The organism is Microcella putealis (genome assembly GCF_004216575.1).
Classification (GTDB): domain Bacteria; phylum Actinomycetota; class Actinomycetes; order Actinomycetales; family Microbacteriaceae; genus Microcella; species Microcella putealis.
Map to the genome: position 1 here is coordinate 691,479 of NZ_SGWW01000001.1, position 18,861 is coordinate 710,339.

Genomic DNA, 18,861 nt, shown 5'->3' on the forward strand with positions numbered 1-18,861 from the left:
GGCGAGTGAACACCTCCACTATACCCCCGGGGGTATCAGCCTTCACGCGACTGCTCCAAAAACTCGGCGACCGCACGCGGTACGTACGGCGCAACGTCGCCGCCGAGGCTCGCAACCTGGCGCACGAGCGAGCTCGACACGTGCGCGTGTGCGGGGTCGGGCAGCATGAACACCGTCTCGACGCCCGCGAGGTTGCGGTTCACGATCGCCATGGGAGTTTCGTACGCGACGTCAACCTGGCTGCGCACGCCCTTGATGAGCACCTGTGCGCCGACCTCGGTGCAGTAGTCGACGAGCAGCCCGACGCTCCAGCCCGTCACACGAATCGTCGACGGCAGGGCCCGATCGGCAACGGCCTGCTCGATGAGTGAGACCCGCTGTGCAATGGGCAGCATCGCGGTCTTCCCGGGGTTGTGCACGACGACGACGTGGATCTCGTCGAAGATGTTGGCCGCGCGCTCGATGACATCGAGGTGGCCCAGGGTGATCGGGTCAAACGACCCAGGAACGACGGCGATCCTGCTCATGCCCCTCAGCCTAGCGAGGTGACGTTACCTATTCGTGACGAAACCGGTGCGAGCATCCTCAGAATCGACGTTACGCCGCCTCGACGCGCTCGGCGTACTCGGCGTTGACGAGGATCGGCATGTGGTCACTGACCCCCTGCGGGAGAGCCTTCACGGTGGTGAGCGACATACCGATCGAGGTCGCGAAGTCGAAGTGGCCGCGGAAGAACTTGTAGCGCGTGTAGGTGCGCGAGTCGGCGAGGGTGACCTCGTGGCCTGAGCGCTGCACCGTCGACGATAAGAACTCTTGGAACCACGGGTAGTTGAAGTCGCCCACCATCAGCGTCGGCAGGTGCGCGCCAAACGAGTCGAGCGCCTCGTGCGCGGCGTGAATCTGCGTGCGGCGCAGCGAGTTGAGCGCGGTCAAGGGAGCTGCGTGGAAGGAGCCGATCACCACCTCGCGCTCGTGCTTGCGGTCGTACAGCAGCGAGCCGAGCAGCCGCTCGTGCGCGGGCTTCGCGATGACGTCGTGCAGCGACCGCTTCAGCGAGAACGCCTTGGTCTCGGGGGCCGCGAACCGCTCGTGGTGGTAGTAGATGGCGAGCCCCAGCCTGTTGCCGCGCGTCGCGTCGGCCAGGTGCATGGGCCCCAAGTCGTTGGGAATTCGGTCGGTGTCGATCTCTTGCAGGCACAACAGGTTCGGCTCGTGCTCGGCGATCAAGTCGGCGAGCTCACCGATCGCCGCGTGCTTGCGCAGGTTGTAGCTGATGACACGCATCGTCTAATTCTTCGCCATGAACTCTCGGGCCGACTCATCGAGTCGGCGGGCCAGCGCCTCGGCGAGCGCGGGGTGCTCGTCGAGGGACGGATCTGCCTCCAGTATCGCCCCGGCCGCCTGGCGCGCGTCGATGATCACGTCAGAATCGGTCACGACCCGCAGAAGCTTCAGGCTTGAGCGGCCGCCCGACTGGTTTGCCCCGAGCACATCGCCCTCGCGGCGCAGCTCGAGGTCGACCTGGGCGAGCTCGAATCCGTCGAGCGTCGCGGCGACCGCGTCGACCCGCTCACGGGCGGTCGTCTCGGGCAGGGCGGCCGTGACGAAAAGGCAGAGGCCCGGATGCGCGCCGCGCCCCACGCGCCCGCGCAGCTGGTGCAGCTGGCTGACCCCGAAGCGGTCGGCATCGATCACGGCCATGAACGTCGCGTTCGGCACGTCGACGCCCACCTCGATGACGGTCGTCGCGACGAGTACATCGATATCGCCGGCCGCAAACGACCGCATGACGGCGTCCTTTTCCTCCGCGGGCATCCGGCCGTGGAGCGCGGCGATGCGGCGGCCCGCAAGCGGCGGCGCCTGCTGCAGGATCGGCAGCAGCTCGACGATCGTGCCGGGCGGGCGGTCGACGACCGGCGGCTCCGTCGCGTCGTCGGCGAGCGCATCCGGGTCGTCTTCGACGGTGGTCGGATCGATCGCGGGCACCACGACAAAGCCCTGGCGACCCGCCTCGAGCTCTTCGCCGAGGCGCTGCCAGACGCGCGGCCACCAGCCGGGCTTGTCGGCGAGCGGCACGACGTGGCTCACGATCGGGATGCGCCCCGCCGGCAGGGTGCGGATCGTCGAGACGTCAAGGTCGCCAAAGACGGTCATCGCGACCGTGCGCGGAATCGGGGTCGCCGTGAGCACCAGCACGTGCGGCGGCACGGCACCCTTGCGGCGTAGCGTCTCGCGCTGCTCGACACCGAAACGGTGCTGCTCGTCGACGACGACGAGCCCCAGGTCGACGAACTGAACCTTGTCGCCGAGCAGGGCGTGCGTGCCGACGACGACGCGCGATTGGCCGCTCGCGATCGCGAGCAGCGTCTTGCGCCGCTCGGCCGCCCCCAGCTGCCCGGTGAGCAGCACGGGGCGCAGGCGCGCGGCGCGGTCGGGGCCGAGGGTGGCGACGATCGAGCGGAAGTGCTGGGCGGCGAGCACCTCGGTGGGGGCGAGCAGCGCGCTCTGGCCGCCGTTCTCGGCGACCGCGAGCATCGCGCGCACGGCGACGAGCGTCTTGCCCGAACCGACCTCGCCCTGCACGAGCCGGTTCATGGGCACGGCGGCGGCGAGGTCGCGGAAGATCTCGTCGCCGACCGTCTGCTGGTCGGGCGTGAGCGCGAACGGCAGCTCGGCGTCAAAGCCGGCGAGCTCGGCGCCCGGCAGGCGCGGCTCGGCCGGCGAGGCGCGCAAGGCGTTGCGCTGCTGCAAGAGTGCCGCCTGCAGCAGGAACGCCTCGTGGAAGCGCAGGGTGTCGCGGCCGCGGCGCCACTGCTGGTCGTCTTCGGGCTGGTGGGTGAAGCGCAGCGCACGGCGCAGGTCGAGCAGTTTGCGCTCGGCGCGCACCTCGAGCGGCACTGGGTCGTCGAGCCCGTCGAGGCTGTCGAGCACGACCCCCATGGCCTTCTGCACGTGCCAGCTCGACACGGTCGAGGTCGCCGGATAGATGGGAATCGGTGCGGTCGCCCACTTCTGCGCCTCGGCGTCGGGGGCGCCGGGCACGAGCTCGAGGTCGTCGAACAGCTGGAAGTCGGGGTGGGCGAGCTGGCGGGCGCCACGGTACTCGCCGACCTTGCCCGCGAAGATGCCGCGCACGCCGGGCTTCAGCGTTTCTTTGCGCCACGCCTGGTTGAAGAAGGTCAAGGTGACGATGCCGCGCCCGTCGGTGATCTGCACCTCGAGGATCGAGCCGCGGCGGTTCTTCATCGTGCGCTCCGACACGGTCAGCACCTCGGCGACGATCGTGACTTCTTCGCCGACCGTCAGCTCGGTCAGCGCCGTCAGCTCGCCGCGCTTCGCGTATCGGCGCGGGTAGTGCGCGAGCAGGTCGCCGGCCGTCACGACGCCGAACGCCCGCTCGAACGCCTTCGCCGTGCGGTCGCCGAGCAGCGTCACGAGCTTGACGTCGAGCGGGCCGGTCACGGCACCAACGCTACCCGCGGCCGCTGACGCGCAGCGCGCATCCGATCCGGTGGCGGCGAGCGCTTCGCTCATCGCGCATCCGAGCCGAACGGATGCTGCCGGTAGCGTTGATCGCGTGACCCGCCTGATTGCCGGATTCGCCGGTTCGCTCAGCCTCAGCGTGCCGAAGTCGGGCACGCGCCCGACGAGCGACCGCGTGCGGGAGGCGATCTTCTCGGCGCTCGAGGCCCGCGATCTCGTCGATGGGGCGCGGGTGCTCGACCTGTATGCCGGCTCGGGGGCGCTCGGGCTCGAGGCGGCGAGCCGCGGCGCCGTCGAGGTGACGCTCGTCGAGAAGGCGGCGAGCGCGGCCCGGGTGTGCCAGGCGAACGCCCGACTCGTGGAGCAGCAGGCGGCGCGGTTCGGCGTCAACCCGGCACCGCGCATCCGCGTGGTTACGCGGGCGGCGCATCCCGCCGTCGCGGGCCTGAGCGGCGAACTCGACCTCGTCTTCATCGACCCGCCGTACGACGTCGCTGACGCGGAGGTCACCGAGCTGCTCGTGGCTCTCGTGCCGCATCTCGCCGAGGATGCGGTGGTCGCGCTCGAACGCTCGTCGCGCAGCCCCGCCCCCGCTGTCGTCGCCGGGCTTGCGCAGGACCGCACCGCCACCTACGGCGAGACCGCCGTGCACTGGCTGTCGCGGGACGCCGACTAGCTTCCGGGCGCCTCGAACGAGTCCCAGCCGCCGAGCGCGGCGAAGGGGCGACCGCCGACGCGCAGTTCGGGGCCGTCGTCGCCGGGCTCGACGACGCGGCCGATGACGCGGAACCCGCCCGGCAGCCCCGGCCCGCCGTCGGCGACGAGCTCGGCGGGAAAGGTGGCGAAGAGGCTGTGGTCTTCACCGCCGGTGAGCACGACGGGCAGGAACATCGCGTCGACGCCCGCGGCGATGCAGACGGCGGCCGCGTCGAGGTCGATCGTGACCGCGCTGGCGCGGGCAATGCGGCGGGCGTCGAGGGCGAGGCCGTCGCTGAGGTCGAGCATGGCCGTGGCTCCGGCGAGCGCGGCGGCTGGCCCGTCTGCAAGCGGCGGCCGCGGCGCGAGCTGTGCCTCGATGATGCGTGGCTCATCGGCCCGCAGCTCGGCAGCACGGGCGGCATCGGGTACGCCGTCAGCGTTGACTCCCTCGTCGAAGAGCATGCGCAGTCCGCGGGCGGCGAGCCCGAGCCCGCCCGACACGGCGACGACGTCGCCGGGTCGAGCACCCGAGCGTGTCACGGGTGCGCGAGCCTCGAGGTCGCCGAAGGCGGTGACCGCGATCGTCAAGGTGTCGCCCACGGTTAGGTCGCCGCCCACGACCCCGCAGCCCGGCGCGAGGGCCGCACAGGCATCGGCCAGCCCATCGGCCAGCTGCTCGAGCTCGGCGACAGGAGTGTCGGCGGGCGCAATCAGCGCGACGACGAGTGACGTCGGCACGGCACCCATCGCGGCGATGTCGCTGAGGTTCGTCGCGGCGGCCTTCCAGCCGAGGTCGTGCGGTGTCGACCAGGCTCGGCGAAAGTCGGGGCCCTCGACCATGACGTCGGTCGTGACGACGAAGCGGCCGTCGGGCGCGGCGACCACGGCGGCGTCATCACCCGGGCCGAGCACGGTGGCGCCGCCGCGCGGGAGGCGCGGCACGATGCGAGCGAGGGCCGCGATTTCCCCGACCGTGTGCAGGGTGTCGGGGCGGGCATCCGGGTCGTCGCTCACCCGCCCCACGCTAGCGCGCCGCGCACAGCGCGAACCGACGAAGCGGCGGTAGCGTGAGCGGTGATGTCTCGGTCACGTCTTTCTCGCCTGCTGCCGGCCGCCTCGGCCGTGGGCCTCGCCGTCGTTCTTGCCGGATGCGCGGGCACGGTCGCGCTGGAACCCGCCGAACTCGCCAATGAGGTCGACTGCGCCGAGATTAGCGTGCGCATGCCCGACACCGTTGCGGGCCTTGAGCGCCGCACGACGAACGCGCAGGCGACGGCGGCGTGGGGCGAGCCGACCGCGGTGATCTACCGCTGCGGGCTGCCGCCGATCGGGGTGACGAGCCTGCCGTGCTTCACGGTCGAGGGCGTCGACTGGCTGCTCGACGAGTCGAACGCTCCGCAGTTCGTGTTCTTGTCGTACGGGCGGTCGCCGGTAACGGAGATCATCGTCGACCCCGAACTCGCCGGAGTCGCGGGCGTCGACGTGCTGCGCGAGCTGTCGCCGGCCGTCGCCGCGATCGAGCCGACCCAGCAGTGCCTGGCCGCGACCGATGTGTTCGGCGGCGGGCAGGTGCAGGAGCCTGCTGAGGGCGACGTCGGTGAACCAGCCGACAGTAACGGTTAGCAGAACGACGCCCACTCTGTTCGTCGAGTTGCCCGTTGCGGGCTTTTCAGCGCGCGCCAGACGCACACAACCGCCCGTTCAGCGCCGCGGGTGAACCGTCGGGTCGAGGGCTGTGTGGTGGCTCCCCATCGCGTGCGCCCCTTCCACAACAGCGGAAGGTCGAAAAGTCGTCAGCTCCCCGCTGTTGTGGAAGCACACACGGGGTGTTGGGGAGTTCCGGCGCAGCGAAGCACGCGGGCGACAGCTCGCCGCCGCCGGGGAGCCCTAGGCGCGCGGGCCGTCGAGGCCGACGAGCTTGCCGGCGATGCCGCCCGCGGCGCGCAGGGCCGCTCCCCCGCCGAAGCCCGCCTGCGGGAACACGACGCGCTTGTCGCGCGCCTCGACCAGCGCGTCGAGCAGCACGGTCGCGGCCGGCTGAGTCGGGGCCCACAGGTACAGCGACATGGCGCCGGGGATCGAGTTCACCTCGTTGACGAACAGCTCGCCGCTCGCCTCGTCGAGCAGCAGGTCGACGCGCACGACGCCGGTCAGGCGCGTGACGTCGGCGACGCGAGCCGCCAGATCGCGGGCCGCCTCGTGGATGCGCGCATCCACCTTCGCGGGGAACTCGCGCGGGGCGTTCGTCAGCCCCGCGTCTGAGCCGGCACCGCCGGCCAGGTACTTCTCGGCGTACGAGTAGAGGGCGCTACCGCCCTCGCCGCGCAGGGGCTTCTCGAGCTCGGTGATCTCGAGCTCGGGGTGCGTACGGAAGCTGATGTTCAGGTCGACCAGCTCAGGGCGGTACGGCTCGAGCACGGCGCCGGTGCGCAGGTGCACGCTCGAGGCGGCGAGCGCCCACGCGGCCTCGATGTCGTCGGCAATCTCGATGCCGATCGACGACCCGCCGAAGCGCGGCTTCACGATGTAGGGGCCGGCGAACGACGGCTCGCGCAGGGTCGAGACAGCCTCGCGCGGCAGCGAGGGGATGCCCGCCGACGCCATGAGGCCGCCGAAGGCGAGCTTGTCCATGCCGACGGCGCCGGCGAACAGCGTCGAGCCGGTGGCGGGCACGCCGAGGAACGAAAACAGCGCTGCCGCGCCGCCACCCTCACCGGCGCCGCCGTGCAGGCAGAGCAGCGCGGCGTCGAGCTCGAGGCGCTCGGCGCCGAGACGCTTACGGCGGTAGAGGCCCGGCTCACCCGACAGGCGCACTTCGAGCGGCTGCGAGTCGCGCGGCGCCCCCTCGAGGTAGTCCTTCGCCTCGGTCCCGTCCGGCACGCGGAACCACTCGCCCGTCGGCGACCAGTAGATCGGCACGACCTTCTGGCCCGCGCTCGTCAGCACCCGCTCGGCCTGCAGACCCGTGAGGATCGAGATCTCGTGTTCGGGGCTGGGGCCGCCAAAAACGACCGCCCACGGGTGGGTCTGAGCCGAAGCGTGCTGCGTCATGGGCACCTATCGTCGAGAGTCGGGAGCCCGCCCACACTCACGGATAGTGGTCGGGCAGGTCGTTCTCGTAGAGGATAACGCCCCGGTCACCGGCCTTCGCGACCGCGGCCGCAACCGCCTGCTCGCGTCGGGCAACCGTCTCGGCGCCGGTGCCGAAGCCCCGAACGAGTGCCGCACGGTTCGTGCGCCCGACCGCGTACAGCACGCCACCGGCCTGCTTGATCGCCTCGCCAAACGCGCGATTGCGCTCGGCCTGCACGGGGCCCAGCTCGACCATGCCGGGGGTGACCACGACGAGCGGGCCACCCGATTCGGCGGCGAGCGCCGCAGCACCCTCGAGCGCGCGGTGGGCGCCCACCGGGTTCGAGTTATAGGTGTCGTCGATGATGCGCGCACCGCTCGGAGCGGTCTGCACCTCGGCGCGGTGGGCCGAACCGGGCAGCTCGCCGAGGCGGCCCGCGATCGTGTCCACCGGAACACCCGAGGCGAGGGCAATGCCCGCCGCGACGGCCACGTTCACCGCGTGGCCCGTGCCCGAGACGGAAACCGGCACCGGCTGGGTCGCGCGCCCGATGCGGATCGTGCCGGCCACAGCATCCAGCACGACGTCGGCGTCGGCACCCGCGGTCGAGACCGTGACCACTGTCTTCCCCTGCGCGACGCACGCGTCGGCGTGTGCGGCGAGACGCGGGTCATCGATGGGAATCACGACCGTCTTCGCGTTCTCGGTGATCTGCGCCTTCTCTCGGAAGATCGCGTCGGTCGTGCGCATCCGCTCGAGGTGTGCCTCGCCGATGACGGTGATCGCGGCGATGTCGGGCGGGAACGCCTGGCACAGCTCGCGAATCTGCCCCTCACCCGCCATGCCCATCTCGGCCACGAAGATCTCGGTGCCCGGCACCAGCTTGTCGTTCACCGCGCGCGACAGGCCCAGGCGGTTATTGAAGGATGCGGGACTCGCCACGGTCGGATACGTCGCGCTCACCAGGTGCGCCACGTAATTCTTCGTGCTCGTCTTGCCGTACGAGCCGGTGATCGCGACGATGCGCGGCTTCACCTGCTGCAGGCGCTTCTGTGCCTGTACCACGTACTTCTTGCTGAGCGCCTTCTCGATCGGCGCCATGATCGCGAGCGCCAGGTCGGTGAGCGGCGCGCTCGCGAGCAGCACGAGGGCCGGCGCGATGGCGGCCGCCTCCGCGAAGAGGGCCACCAGAATGATGACGGCGGCGACGTGCAGGGTGATCCACGCGACGGTGAGGCGCTTCATGCGCACGGTGAAGGCGAACTTCGCCGAGCGACCGCGCACGGGCAGGCCGAGCGGCGTGAAAGCCAGCGCGACGATCGCGACGATCGCCCAGTACGGCCCGAGCGGTGGCACGCCACTCGGCACGGCGACAGCCGTGAAGGCGAGCGCGATGACGAGCAGCACGGCCGTGGCGGGCTCGCGCGTGACCCACAGCCACGCCATGCGGGTGACCCCACCCGGCACGTAGTGGTCGCGCTGGGCAACGCGCAGCCAGCGGGCGGCGGTCGGCACCGCGGCGATGAGGCCGATGACGAGCGCCGCGAGCGTCGGCGGGTACGTCAGGAGGTCGATCATGCGGGGCGGTCCTGTTCGTCGAGGAGGGTCAGCAGCTCTTCACGCACGGCGAGTTCGAGGTCGCCGGTCATCAAGTGTGCCGCACCGTCCACGACGCGAAAACGCGCGCCCGGGATGCGCTCAGAGGCCACGCGGCCCGCGTCGGTGGGCGCCGCCGTGTCGTTCTCGCCCCACACCATGCGCACGGGGCAGGAAATGGCCGCCAAGTCGTCGTCGTAGTTCTCGCTGACGGCCGTCACGAGCACGTCGCGCATGACGCCCTGGGCCGCCCGGTAGTCGGCGGAGCCGCGCTGACGTCGGAGCGCCTCCATGCGCTGATCGCTCAGAATGCCGCGGGCGTTCGCCCACTTCGCCACGCGAAAGCTCAGCGGTGGCGGCGCGGCCGCCGTGAGCCGCACGAGCGGGGCGCCCGTGATGACCATGCCGCGCACGAGCTCGGGGTGCCGGGCGGCGAGGCGCACGGCCACGCGGCCGCCGAACGAGTGCCCGACGATCGTCACGGGAGCGTGCGGGGCGATCGCCTCCGCGACGAGCTCGGCGTACTGCTCGGTGCTCCAGGCGGTGTCGGGTGCGGGCGCCGGCCCGAATCCGGGCAAGTGGATGCTCACCGCATCGAGCCCCGACAGCACCGTCTCGAAATCGGTTCCGTCGCGCCCCCAGCCGTGCAGGGCGACGACCCGAGGGGGGATGGATCCGTGCTTCTCGGCCAGGACGCGGCCGCCGGCGAGAGTTGTGATCACTCCCCAACCCTAACGCGGGCTGTGCCCCGTCTGAGGGCCAAGCGCCGTCGTCTACTCGCCCTGGGGTTCGTCGCTGTCGGTCGCGAGGTGCGGCGCGAGTTCGCGCGGGTCGAGGGTGCCGTCGAGCACCTGGGCGACCTGCGAAACGATCGGCATCGAGACCCCGCGCTGGGCGGCAAGCTCAAGGATCGGCCCGACCGAGGCGAGGCCCTCGGCCGTCTGGTTCATCTGAGCGATGACCTCGGTGAAGGCGTAGCCCTGGCCGAGCAATCGCCCGGCCGTGTTGTTGCGCGACAGCGGCGACTCACAGGTGGCAATGAGGTCGCCGAGGCCGGCGAGCCCGCTCATCGTCTCGGGCCGCGCGCCGAAGGCGACCGCGAAGTGGGTGAGCTCGACGAGCCCCCGGGTGATGATCGACGCCTTGGTGTTCTCGCCGTAGCCGACCCCGTCGGCGATACCCACGGCGACGGCGATGAGGTTCTTCAGCACGCCCCCGAACTCGGTGCCGATGACGTCAGAGTTCACGAACGACTTGAAGTAGTCGTTGCTCGCGGCGGCGGCCACGTGCCGTGCGGTGTCGGGGTCGATGCTCGAGACGACGGCTGCGGTGGGCTCACGCTTCGCGATCTCGAGGGCGAGGTTGGGGCCGCTGACGACGGCGATGCGCCCCTCGTCGATGCCCAGCTCGGTGCGAATTACCTCGCTCATGCGCAGCCCCGTGCCGCGCTCGACGCCCTTCATGAGGCTCACAACCGGAACGCCCGCCGGCACGATGTCGCGAATCGAGTGCAGGTTCGAGCGCAGCGTCTGGCTCGGCACTGAGAGGTACACCTGGTCGGCACCGTCGAGCACCTTCTCGAGTGAGTCGTGGGCGCGGAGGGTGCGCGGCAGGTTGATGCCCGGCAGGTAGTCGCTGTTGCGGTGCGACTCGGTGATCTCGTGGGCGACCTCGCGGCGCCTCGCCCACAGCATCACGTCAGAGCCACCGTCGGCGAGCACCTTCGCGAAGGTGGTGCCCCACGAGCCCGCGCCGAGCACCGCGATGCGGTGGGCGCTGTCGTCGAGGCCGGGGATCGGCACGCGGATCGCCTCGGTCAGGGTCGGATGCTCGTCGCGCGACGAGCCTGTCACATCAGTGCTCAAAACGCCCCGTTTCGGCTTGGCCGTGCTTCGACGGATCCCACCGGTCGGCAGGAGGCTCCTCACCGCGCAGATCGCCGAGGAGCGCCGCGATGGCGTCCATGAGACGCGCGGTTCCCTCAGACAGCACCGCAGCATCCAGGGGGCGACCGGCGAGGTCGCTCAAGTCGATCGGGTCACCGATCTTGCAGACGATGCGTTTGCGCGGGAAGACGCTGAGCTTCTTCGAGTAGCGCCCCATCACGTGCTGGGTTCCCCAGTGCGCCGCGGGGATCAGCGGCACACCGGCGGTGAGGGCCATGCGCACGGCGCCCGACTTGCCGCGCATGGGCCACAGCTCGGGGTCACGCGTCAGCGTGCCCTCGGGGTAGATGATGACGGCAAGCTCATTGTCGACGAGCAGCTGGGCGGCCTTCAGCGGCGCGTCGGAGCGGCCGCGACCCTCGCGCTCGACGGGAATCTGGCCGGATGCGCGCAGCACCGCTCCGAGGAATTTGTTACGGAACAGGCTCGCCTTCGCCAAGAACCGCGGCACCCGCTTCAGCTTCCAGACGAAGCGACCCATGATCACCGGGTCGATCTCGCTGTAGTGGTTCGGCGACAGGATGAACGCCCCGCGCTTCGGCAGCTTGTGCCCGTCGATCACGTCGTAGCGCGCGATGACGGTAAGCGGCGGAATGAGGATGGCGGCGATCAGCCACCAGAGGGGCGTGCGCTCAGGGCCGCGGCGTCGGCGGGTGAGCGGGGTGGGTGCGGACGTCACGGCGTACAGGCTAGACCCGAACGCATGCCGGGCGGGCGATGGCTCCCCGCGCATCCGAATCGATCTGCGGATGCGCGGGGCGCGATCACGCGCTCGGCGCGACGACCTCGTATTCGGCCCCCAGCTGCGCCAGCTTGTCGAGGAAGAGCTCGTAGCCGCGCGCGATGATGCCCACGTTCGAGATCGTGGAGCTTCCGTCGGCGGCGAGCGCCGCAATGAGGTGGCTGAAGCCGCCCCGCAGGTCGGGAACCCGCACGTCGGCGGCGTGCAGCGGAGTCGGGCCAGTCACGACTGCGGCCTGCTCGAGCTTGCGGCGCGGCACGCGGCGGGTGATCGACGCGATGCCGTCCTTGTGCACGACGATGTGGGCGCCCATCTCGTTGAGCGCGTCGGTGAAGCCGAAACGGTTCTCGTACACCGTCTCGTGCACGACCGACACGCCGTCGGCCTGCGTCAGCGCGACCACCATCGGCTGCTGCCAATCGGTCATGAAGCCGGGGTGCACATCCGTCTCGATCTGCACGGGCGCGAGGGGCCCACCGGGGTGCCAGAAGCGGATGCCGTCCTCCAGCACATCGAACTCGCCCCCGACCTTGCGGTAGACGTTCAAGAACGTCATCAGCTCTTGCTGCTCGGCGCCGCCGACGGTGATGTCACCGCCGGTCGCGAGAGCGGCTGCGGCCCAGCTCGCGGCCTCATTGCGGTCAAAGATCGCGGTGTGCAGGTAGCCGCGCAGCTTCTCGACGCCCTCGATCACGATGACGCGGTTCGGCTCGACCGAGATGATCGCGCCCATCTTCTGCAGAATCGCGATGAGGTCCATGATCTCGGGCTCGATCGCGGCGTTCTTCAGCTCGGTCGTGCCGCGCGCCCGCACCGCCGACAGCAGCACCTGCTCGGTCGCGCCGACGCTCGGGAAGGGCAATTCGATGTGCGCGCCCGTGAGTCCGTTGGGGGCGGTGAGGTGGATGCCGTCGTCGAGCTTCTCGACCGTCGCGCCCAGGGCGCGCAGCGCGTCGAGGTGGAAGTCGATCGGCCGGTCGCCGATCTTGCAGCCGCCGAGGTCGGGAATGAAGGCCTCGCCCAGCTGGTGCAGCAGCGGCCCGCAGAACAGGATCGGGATGCGGCTGGAGCCGGCGTGCGCGTTGATCTCGGCGAAGTGCGCACTCACGACGTTGGTCGGGTCGAGCTGCAGAACGCCCGGCTCGGAGGCGTCGACGCGCACACCGTGCGCTTCGAGCAGACCCTTGACGACGTGCACGTCGCTGATCTCGGGAACACCCTTCAGCGTGCTGGGGCTGTCGCCCAGCAGCGCGGCGACCATCGCCTTGGTGACGAGGTTCTTCGCGCCGCGCACTTCGATGCGGCCGCGCAGCGGCTTTCCGCCGTGGATGCGCAACGTATCGCTCGTGAGCCCGACGCGGGCGGCCGACTTCTGGGAGTCCTGATCGAGGGAGGTCATGCAGCTCGTTTCTGGCCCGGGGTTACCGGGCGGGAAGGGTGGTCGGGCGCCAGGCTTCGCGGCGCCCTTCGAAGTCGGTGATCGCCTGCTCGTCGCGAAGGGTCAGCCCGATGTCATCGAGCCCCTCCAGCAAGCGCCACCGGGTGTAGTCATCAATCTCGAACTCGACGGTCACATTCCCGACCGTGACGGTGCGGGCAACCAGGTCGACCGTCGCCTCCATGCCGGGCTCGGCCTCCAGCGCTTGCCACAGCCGCTCGACGGTCTCTTCGTCAACGACACCGGTCAACAGGCCCTGTTTGCCCGCGTTGCCGCGAAAGATGTCGGCGAACTTGGGGCTGATGACCGCGCGGAACCCGAAGTCACGCAGCGCCCACACCGCGTGTTCGCGACTCGAGCCGGTGCCGAAGTCGGAACCGGCAATGAGGATGCGCGGGTTCTGGTACGCAGGCTGGTTCAGGATGAAATCCGGGTCTTGTCGCCAGGACGAGAACAGCCCGTCGTCGTAGCCCGTCTTCGTGACCCGCTTCAGGTACACGGCGGGGATGATCTGGTCGGTGTCGACGTTGGAGCGCCGAAACGGCACGGCGACGCCGGTGACCTGCGTGATCTTCTCCATTACGCGCTCACTCCCTCGATGCCGGTGTAGGCCGGGTCGACCTCGATGCCCATGGCGATGAGGTCGGCGGGGCTCGACAGCGTGCCGCGAATGGCGGTCGCGGCGGCGACCAGCGGCGACACGAGGTGCGTGCGCCCGCCCTTGCCCTGGCGGCCCTCGAAATTGCGGTTGCTGGTCGAGGCGCAACGTTCGCCCGGCGCCAGCTGGTCGGGATTCATGCCGAGGCACATCGAGCAGCCGGCGAAGCGCCACTCGGCGCCGAACTCTTCGATGATCTGGTGCAGGCCCTCGGCCTCGGCCTCGAGGCGCACGCGCGCCGAGCCCGGCACGACCATGACGCGCACGCCGTCGGCCTTCTTCTGGCCCTTGATGATTGAGGCGAACGCGCGCAGGTCGTCGAGGCGGCTGTTCGTGCACGACCCCATGAAAACCGCATCGACCGCGATCTCCTTCATGGGCGTGCCCGCCGGGAGGTCCATGTATTCGAGCGCACGCTCGGCAGCGGCACGCTCATTGGCATCGATGATCGTTGTGGGGTCTGGCACGGTCTGGCTGAGCGAGACGCCCTGGCCGGGGTTCGTGCCCCAGGTGACGAACGGCTCGAGCTCGTTCGCGTCGAGGAATACCTCGGCGTCGAAGACGGCGTCATCGTCGGTCTTCAGCGTCTCCCAGTGGGCGACGGCGGCATCCCAGTCGGCGCCGGTCGGCGCGTGCGGGCGCCCGTTCAGGTAGGCATAGGTCGTCTCATCGGGGGCGACCATGCCGGCCCGCGCACCCGCCTCGATCGACATGTTGCAGATCGTCATGCGGCCATCCATCGAGAGCGATCGGATGGCGCTGCCGCGGTATTCGAGCACGTAGCCCTGGCCGCCACCGGTGCCGATCTTGGCGATGACCGCGAGGATGATGTCTTTGGCGGTGACGCCCGGCTTCAGCTCACCCTCGACCGTGATCGCCATTGTTTTGAACGGCTTCAGCGGCAGCGTCTGTGTGGCGAGCACGTGCTCGACCTCGCTCGTGCCGATACCCATCGCGAGGGCGCCGAACGCGCCGTGCGTCGAGGTGTGCGAGTCGCCGCACACCACGGTGATGCCCGGCATGGTGAGGCCGAGCTGCGGGCCGACGACGTGCACGATGCCCTGCTCGACGTCGCCCAGCGAGTGCAGGCGAATGCCGAACTCTGCGGCGTTCTTCCGCAGCGTCTCGATCTGGATGCGGCTGGTCGGCTCGGCGATCGGCTTGTGGATCTCGAGGGTCGGAGTGTTGTGGTCTTCCGTCGCGATCGTCAGATCGGGGCGACGGACGGGGCGACCGGCCATGCGCAAGCCGTCGAAGGCCTGGGGGCTCGTGACCTCGTGAACGAGGTGCAGGTCGATGTACAGCAGGTCGGGCTCGCCGTTCTCACCCTTGGCGACGAGGTGCGATTCCCAGACCTTCTCGGCGAGAGTCTTTCCGCTCATGCGTTTTCGGTTCCTTCTGCGTAGTGACGTATCGGCCGACTGTCGGTCATCGACGGACTCCGCGACGAGGGAGGCCGGTGCGTGACTAGGCCTCGTCGCGGCGACGAAGGAGAAGGAGCCGGTCGAGTTGCACGGGTCGACGATATCACTCGCGGCTTAGCCGGTTTTCGGTGCGGACGTCAGCGACGGTCGACGCGGATGACGTAATCGCCGAGCTCGATGGATGCGCCAACAGGCACCCCCGCGCGGCGACCGGGGGCGACATCGGTGGCGTCCTCCCCCACGACAACCCAGACGCCGTTCGTCGAGTCGAGGTCGTGCACCCACAGTCCCGACCCGTCGAGCTCGATGAGTGCGTGGGTCTTCGACACCGACTTTGTGGTGTCGGCGACGGCGAGCGGGCGGGCGTTCGGCCAGTGTGTCGGCGCCTCCGGGTTGCGCCCGATGACGACGGCGCCGGTCACCGTCTCGGCCGACCCATCGGGCAGGGTCAGCACCCACTGCTGTTCTGCTGCTGGCGCCTCGACGGGCATGCCAGGAACGGTCGGCACGAAGACAACGTCGGGCTTCTCGGCGCGCGGCCGCTCGGTGCGGGCCGGGGTGCGGAAGGTGCCCGAGTCGACCATGCCGGGCGGCAGCCCAATGAAGCCGTCGTCCTCGTCGTCACCCACGATGCGCACCCCTCCCCCAGCTGTCGGCCAGGGCCGATGCTAGTGGACGGCACCGCCGCGGGGTCAGGTCAGCCGTGACCCTCGGCGGACTGCCAGTAGCTCGCGCGCAGGATCGCGTCGAAGAACTGCAGCATCGCCTCCTGCAGCTGCGCGAAGGGGGTGGAGACGCTCACGAGCACGACGCGCTTACGGGCGGGAACCGGTAGCCAGTAGTCGGCGACAAGCGTCTCGATTGTGCCGCGGTCGCTGTCGGCGCCCGCCTCAACGACGCGGATGCGGTGCTCACGAATCGCGGGAGCGCCCGCCGCGTCGACACGCGTGCGGTCCGCATCGGAGCCCTCGCGTGCATCCAACCCCTGCTCAAGCACGTCGAGTACGGCCTCGGCGCGCGTGCCGATCGCGGGGACGAGGTCGAGGTCGGGCAGGTACACGGCGATCGTGATCGGCAGCGGCACCGTCTCGACGATCTGGATGGCAATGAGGAGCTGCTGCCCTCCGCCGGTGATGGCCTCGTCGATCGCGAGACCGAAGTCCCGGACGAGGCGCGCGCGCAACGCCGCCCGATCGTCCTGCGTGCCCACGCGGTGACGCACGAGGCGCTTCGCGGAGGCGAGCGCCGCATCCCGATCGCGCAGCGACACGGCCCACCAGTCGCCCGGCAGTCGAAAGCGCAGCGTCGGGAGGGCGAAGGTCTCGGGTTGTGGGGTGGTGACGCCTGCTGTGGCGGAGATCACGGGCGCAGGTCCTCCCAGCGGCCGTAGCGCTCCTCCATGTAGTCGATGGATGCGCTGATCACGCCGTTGCTGTACCGGTCGAACAACTGCATCTCGGTCACGACGTCGGTGATGTCGAGGGGTTGCGCGGCGAGGTTCGGGTCAGAGGGCATGGGCGCGAGGGCGAGATCGAGCCCGAGGCTCGGCGGGCGGTCGGGCGAGCCGGCGATCATCGCGGTAAGCGCGGCATCGATGACCCGCTCAATGGTCTCCTCGTCCGTGTCCGTCACGTAGACGCGCGCCCGAATGTCGACGCCCGCGGGGCCCGTCGCGCCGGTCACGTAGGCATCTTCGATCGCCGGGTCGGCGGCCACCACGGCCGTTCGCACCTCGCTCCACACCTCGTCGGGGTGCGCCGTGCAGCCGGCGAGCAGGGCGGGTGCCGCGATTGCGGCCACGAGCGCGGCGACGTGTCGAGGGCGGGAGGTCATGGGATGGCCGTTTCTGCCTCGGCGAACTCATACCGGTAGGCGAGCTCGAGTTCGGAAAAGAACAGGGACTGACGGTCGATCACGCGCGCAAGGTCGGGGTACTCCGCCGTGATGGCGGGATCCGTGAAGCGGTCGGCCGAGTCGGCGTAGAACTCGGAACCGTGCGGGTAGTGCGAGGTGCCGCTCTGCACGCCCACGGTCACCCAATCTGGGTCTTGCCTCGGGGGGACCCCGTCGAGCCGCGGCACATGATCGCCGTCGTGTTGGAGCGCGATGACCGACACGTCGGACGGGATCGGCATGTGATGGATCGGTGAGCCCGCGACCGCGATCGCGCGGATGTCGAACGGGAGGGTGGGGTCGGACGCGAGCGCCCCGGCAAGAATGCCGCCCTGACTCCACCCAGCGAGCATGACGGCATCATTCGGCCCGATGCCGGCCTGGTGCATCGCCTCGATGACGGCGCGCTCGTACGCGGCACGCTGGTCGGGCGTGAGAATCAGTGCGAGGTTCGACCCCAGGTCGTTGACAGCCCCCGCATCCCCGCCCGGGATCTGCCAATCCTGTGTGCTCGGCAGCGTGACGCGCCAAACAGGGTTTCCGTTCTCGTCGACGGCCGGAGAACCGTCCACATCGAGCACCCGCACGATCTCGACAACGGTCGAGTGCGCGCCACCGGCACGATCCACCTCGCCGTTGCGGGAGAACAGGGCACCGTAGTCGGATCGGCCGCCGCGCGTTTCCAGCCGACCACCGAGGTACTCCTGTTGCGGGCGCACGCGCGGCGTCGGCGCGTTCGCTTCGCGCGCGAGCATAAGCCAGAGGGCGGGGACGAGAACCGGGATGGCGACGAGGAGAACGCTCACGAGCTGCTCGGCGATCTCGTCGAGGGTCAGCACCCCGTCGGCGAGCAGGACGGCGTACACGGGGAAGGCCGCGAGAAGGAACCCGACCGCGACGACGATTGCCGTCACGGCGACCGCGATGAGGATCAGCCCGTCGAGAACGGTGACGAGGAAATCCTCGACCCACTGCGCGACCGCGGCGATGAACGCGCCGAGGTCACTGAGCGCAGCGCCGACCCGATCGAGCACCGAATCATTGAGCGTGCCGAGCGCGGGTCGGATGCGATCAGCCGCGCGGGTCGCCGCGTCGTCCCAGTCATCGACGGCGGCGCGAGCGCGAGCGAGTGCGGCATCACGCACCGCACGGGCCTCGCTCAGCTGCGTACCGAGCCACTGGATGCGCTGCTGGCGATCGGCCACCTCGGCGGGGTCGGGCAGGCTCACCGCAAGCATCATCGACTCACGGCGAATGTCGCCCAGCTCGTACTCGAGACGGCGAATCTCGGTCTCTGCCGTGTCGATATCTGCCTGCGCGTCGTCGTACCGACGCTGAACGTCGGCGAGCTCGACGGCGTAGTCCGTGAGCGCCCCGGCCGCCGCCTCGTAGCGCTCGTGCGCGTCGCGGAGGCCGCTCGTGGCATCGACCGTGCGCGAGCGGATGGCGTCGACCGAGTCGCCCGCCGTCTCGCCGACGTCGGCGATCTGGTCGAGGGTTACCGACAGTGCGCGCAGGGTCTCGGCGATGCGCGCGAGGTCGTCGGCGCCGGCGCTGACGGCTGCCGCATCACCCATCGGAGCGATCAGCAGCGTGCTCACTGGGCCGACTCCTCGGTCGACGTGAACGCGGTGACCCGCTGCGCCAGTTCCGCGTCGAGCGCCTGGAACGTGTCGTGAATAGCGACCACCGCCTCCCTGACGGCGGCGATCTCGTCCGTCAGTTGTTCGCGGCGCACGCTCCACGCGTCGCGAAAGTCAGCGACCGCGAACTGCAGGCGGTAGTGCCCGGTCGCCTCGGGAAGTCCGGCGTGGATGCTGCGCGCGCCCTCGAATTCCGTAATGACGCTCGCGAGGCGGTCACGTGCATCCGCCAGTCGCTCGAAATCGAGGCGCAGGTCGCTCATCAC

The 18,861-nt window shown here is 70.1% G+C and carries 19 protein-coding genes; 2 read left to right on the plus strand and 17 right to left on the minus strand.

Translation table 11 applies throughout. The features are described from left to right. Positions 1-35: 35 nt before the first annotated feature. From coaD to EV141_RS03385, 3 genes are all read right to left on the minus strand, one after another. A complete protein-coding gene (gene coaD / locus EV141_RS03375) occupies positions 36-527 on the minus strand; it encodes a pantetheine-phosphate adenylyltransferase (protein ID WP_130484534.1) in 492 nt (163 codons plus the stop codon). Positions 528-597: 70 nt separating this feature from the next. Continuing rightward, a complete protein-coding gene (locus EV141_RS03380) occupies positions 598-1,284 on the minus strand; it encodes an endonuclease/exonuclease/phosphatase family protein (RefSeq protein ID WP_130484535.1) in 687 nt (228 codons plus the stop codon). 3 nt (positions 1,285-1,287) lie between these two features. After that, positions 1,288-3,534, minus strand: a complete 2,247-nt coding sequence (locus EV141_RS03385; protein ID WP_130484536.1) for an ATP-dependent DNA helicase RecG — start codon at positions 3,532-3,534, stop codon at positions 1,288-1,290. A 43-nt stretch (positions 3,535-3,577) separates the two neighbouring features. Here EV141_RS03385 and EV141_RS03390 point away from each other — a divergent pair, with 43 nt between their 5' ends. Beyond that, complete coding sequence (locus EV141_RS03390) at positions 3,578-4,159, plus strand: RsmD family RNA methyltransferase (protein WP_130484537.1); 582 nt, start codon at positions 3,578-3,580, stop codon at positions 4,157-4,159. Here EV141_RS03390 and thiL read toward each other — a convergent pair. Beyond that, entirely contained in the window at positions 4,156-5,196 is a 1,041-nt protein-coding gene (gene thiL / locus EV141_RS03395) for a thiamine-phosphate kinase (protein ID WP_130484538.1), read from the minus strand. The two genes, EV141_RS03390 and thiL, sit on opposite strands and share 4 nt — an antisense overlap. 63 nt (positions 5,197-5,259) lie before the next feature. On the opposite strand from thiL, the gene EV141_RS03400 reads away from it, so the two are divergent. Next, positions 5,260-5,805, plus strand: coding sequence for a DUF3515 family protein (locus EV141_RS03400; RefSeq protein WP_130484539.1), 546 nt, complete (start codon positions 5,260-5,262; stop codon positions 5,803-5,805). A gap of 264 nt (positions 5,806-6,069) precedes the next feature. Here EV141_RS03400 and EV141_RS03405 read toward each other — a convergent pair whose 3' ends face one another. The 13 genes from EV141_RS03405 to EV141_RS03465 form a co-directional block, all read right to left on the minus strand. Further along, positions 6,070-7,233, minus strand: a complete 1,164-nt coding sequence (locus tag EV141_RS03405) for a D-alanine--D-alanine ligase family protein (protein WP_130484540.1) — start codon at positions 7,231-7,233, stop codon at positions 6,070-6,072. A gap of 37 nt (positions 7,234-7,270) precedes the next feature. Further along, entirely contained in the window at positions 7,271-8,833 is a 1,563-nt protein-coding gene (locus tag EV141_RS03410) for a Mur ligase family protein (RefSeq protein WP_130484541.1), read from the minus strand. Further along, positions 8,830-9,573 (minus strand): alpha/beta fold hydrolase, encoded by a 744-nt coding sequence (locus EV141_RS03415; protein ID WP_130484542.1) that lies wholly within the window; start codon positions 9,571-9,573, stop codon positions 8,830-8,832. The genes EV141_RS03410 and EV141_RS03415 overlap by 4 nt, the downstream gene beginning before the upstream one ends. Before the next feature lie 51 nt (positions 9,574-9,624). Then, positions 9,625-10,647, minus strand: coding sequence for an NAD(P)H-dependent glycerol-3-phosphate dehydrogenase (locus EV141_RS03420; protein WP_130484859.1), 1,023 nt, complete (start codon positions 10,645-10,647; stop codon positions 9,625-9,627). Between the two features lie 58 nt (positions 10,648-10,705). Further along, positions 10,706-11,476, minus strand: a complete 771-nt coding sequence (locus tag EV141_RS03425; protein WP_241968987.1) for a lysophospholipid acyltransferase family protein — start codon at positions 11,474-11,476, stop codon at positions 10,706-10,708. Between the two features lie 85 nt (positions 11,477-11,561). Then, positions 11,562-12,938 carry a UDP-N-acetylglucosamine 1-carboxyvinyltransferase gene (gene murA, locus EV141_RS03430; protein ID WP_130484544.1) on the minus strand — a complete coding sequence of 459 codons (1,377 nt, stop codon included), beginning with the start codon at positions 12,936-12,938 and terminating at the stop codon, positions 11,562-11,564. Between the two features lie 22 nt (positions 12,939-12,960). Continuing rightward, positions 12,961-13,557, minus strand: coding sequence for a 3-isopropylmalate dehydratase small subunit (gene leuD / locus EV141_RS03435; RefSeq protein WP_130484545.1), 597 nt, complete (start codon positions 13,555-13,557; stop codon positions 12,961-12,963). After that, positions 13,557-15,017 carry a 3-isopropylmalate dehydratase large subunit gene (leuC, locus tag EV141_RS03440; RefSeq protein ID WP_130484546.1) on the minus strand — a complete coding sequence of 487 codons (1,461 nt, stop codon included), beginning with the start codon at positions 15,015-15,017 and terminating at the stop codon, positions 13,557-13,559. Before leuC ends, leuD begins: the two co-directional genes overlap by 1 nt. A gap of 179 nt (positions 15,018-15,196) precedes the next feature. Beyond that, entirely contained in the window at positions 15,197-15,688 is a 492-nt protein-coding gene (locus tag EV141_RS03445) for an FHA domain-containing protein (protein WP_130484547.1), read from the minus strand. 68 nt (positions 15,689-15,756) lie between these two features. Beyond that, positions 15,757-16,422: a hypothetical protein gene (locus EV141_RS03450; RefSeq protein ID WP_130484548.1), complete on the minus strand. Its 666-nt coding sequence runs from the start codon at positions 16,420-16,422 to the stop codon at positions 15,757-15,759. Then, a complete protein-coding gene (locus EV141_RS03455; RefSeq protein ID WP_130484549.1) occupies positions 16,419-16,892 on the minus strand; it encodes a hypothetical protein in 474 nt (157 codons plus the stop codon). The genes EV141_RS03450 and EV141_RS03455 overlap by 4 nt, the downstream gene beginning before the upstream one ends. Next, complete coding sequence (locus EV141_RS03460) at positions 16,889-18,553, minus strand: hypothetical protein (RefSeq protein WP_130484550.1); 1,665 nt, start codon at positions 18,551-18,553, stop codon at positions 16,889-16,891. The genes EV141_RS03455 and EV141_RS03460 overlap by 4 nt, the downstream gene beginning before the upstream one ends. Continuing rightward, positions 18,550-18,858: a hypothetical protein gene (locus EV141_RS03465; protein WP_130484551.1), complete on the minus strand. Its 309-nt coding sequence runs from the start codon at positions 18,856-18,858 to the stop codon at positions 18,550-18,552. The genes EV141_RS03460 and EV141_RS03465 overlap by 4 nt, the downstream gene beginning before the upstream one ends. Positions 18,859-18,861: the final 3 nt, after the last annotated feature.

What these genes read in the sequence shown, in the direction of transcription:
- coaD (WP_130484534.1), bottom strand. Translation starts at nt 527, where the DNA reads ATGAGCAGGATCGCCGTCGTTCCTGGGTCGTTTGACCCGATCACCCTG.
- EV141_RS03380 (WP_130484535.1), bottom strand. Translation starts at nt 1,284, where the DNA reads ATGCGTGTCATCAGCTACAACCTGCGCAAGCACGCGGCGATCGGTGAG.
- EV141_RS03385 (WP_130484536.1), bottom strand. Translation starts at nt 3,534, where the DNA reads ATGAGCGAAGCGCTCGCCGCCACCGGATCGGATGCGCGCTGCGCGTCA.
- EV141_RS03400 (WP_130484539.1), top strand. Translation starts at nt 5,260, where the DNA reads ATGTCTCGGTCACGTCTTTCTCGCCTGCTGCCGGCCGCCTCGGCCGTG.
- EV141_RS03405 (WP_130484540.1), bottom strand. Translation starts at nt 7,233, where the DNA reads ATGACGCAGCACGCTTCGGCTCAGACCCACCCGTGGGCGGTCGTTTTT.
- EV141_RS03410 (WP_130484541.1), bottom strand. Translation starts at nt 8,833, where the DNA reads ATGATCGACCTCCTGACGTACCCGCCGACGCTCGCGGCGCTCGTCATC.
- murA (WP_130484544.1), bottom strand. Translation starts at nt 12,938, where the DNA reads ATGACCTCCCTCGATCAGGACTCCCAGAAGTCGGCCGCCCGCGTCGGG.
- leuD (WP_130484545.1), bottom strand. Translation starts at nt 13,557, where the DNA reads ATGGAGAAGATCACGCAGGTCACCGGCGTCGCCGTGCCGTTTCGGCGC.
- leuC (WP_130484546.1), bottom strand. Translation starts at nt 15,017, where the DNA reads ATGAGCGGAAAGACTCTCGCCGAGAAGGTCTGGGAATCGCACCTCGTC.
- EV141_RS03455 (WP_130484549.1), bottom strand. Translation starts at nt 16,892, where the DNA reads ATGACCTCCCGCCCTCGACACGTCGCCGCGCTCGTGGCCGCAATCGCG.
- EV141_RS03465 (WP_130484551.1), bottom strand. Translation starts at nt 18,858, where the DNA reads ATGAGCGACCTGCGCCTCGATTTCGAGCGACTGGCGGATGCACGTGAC.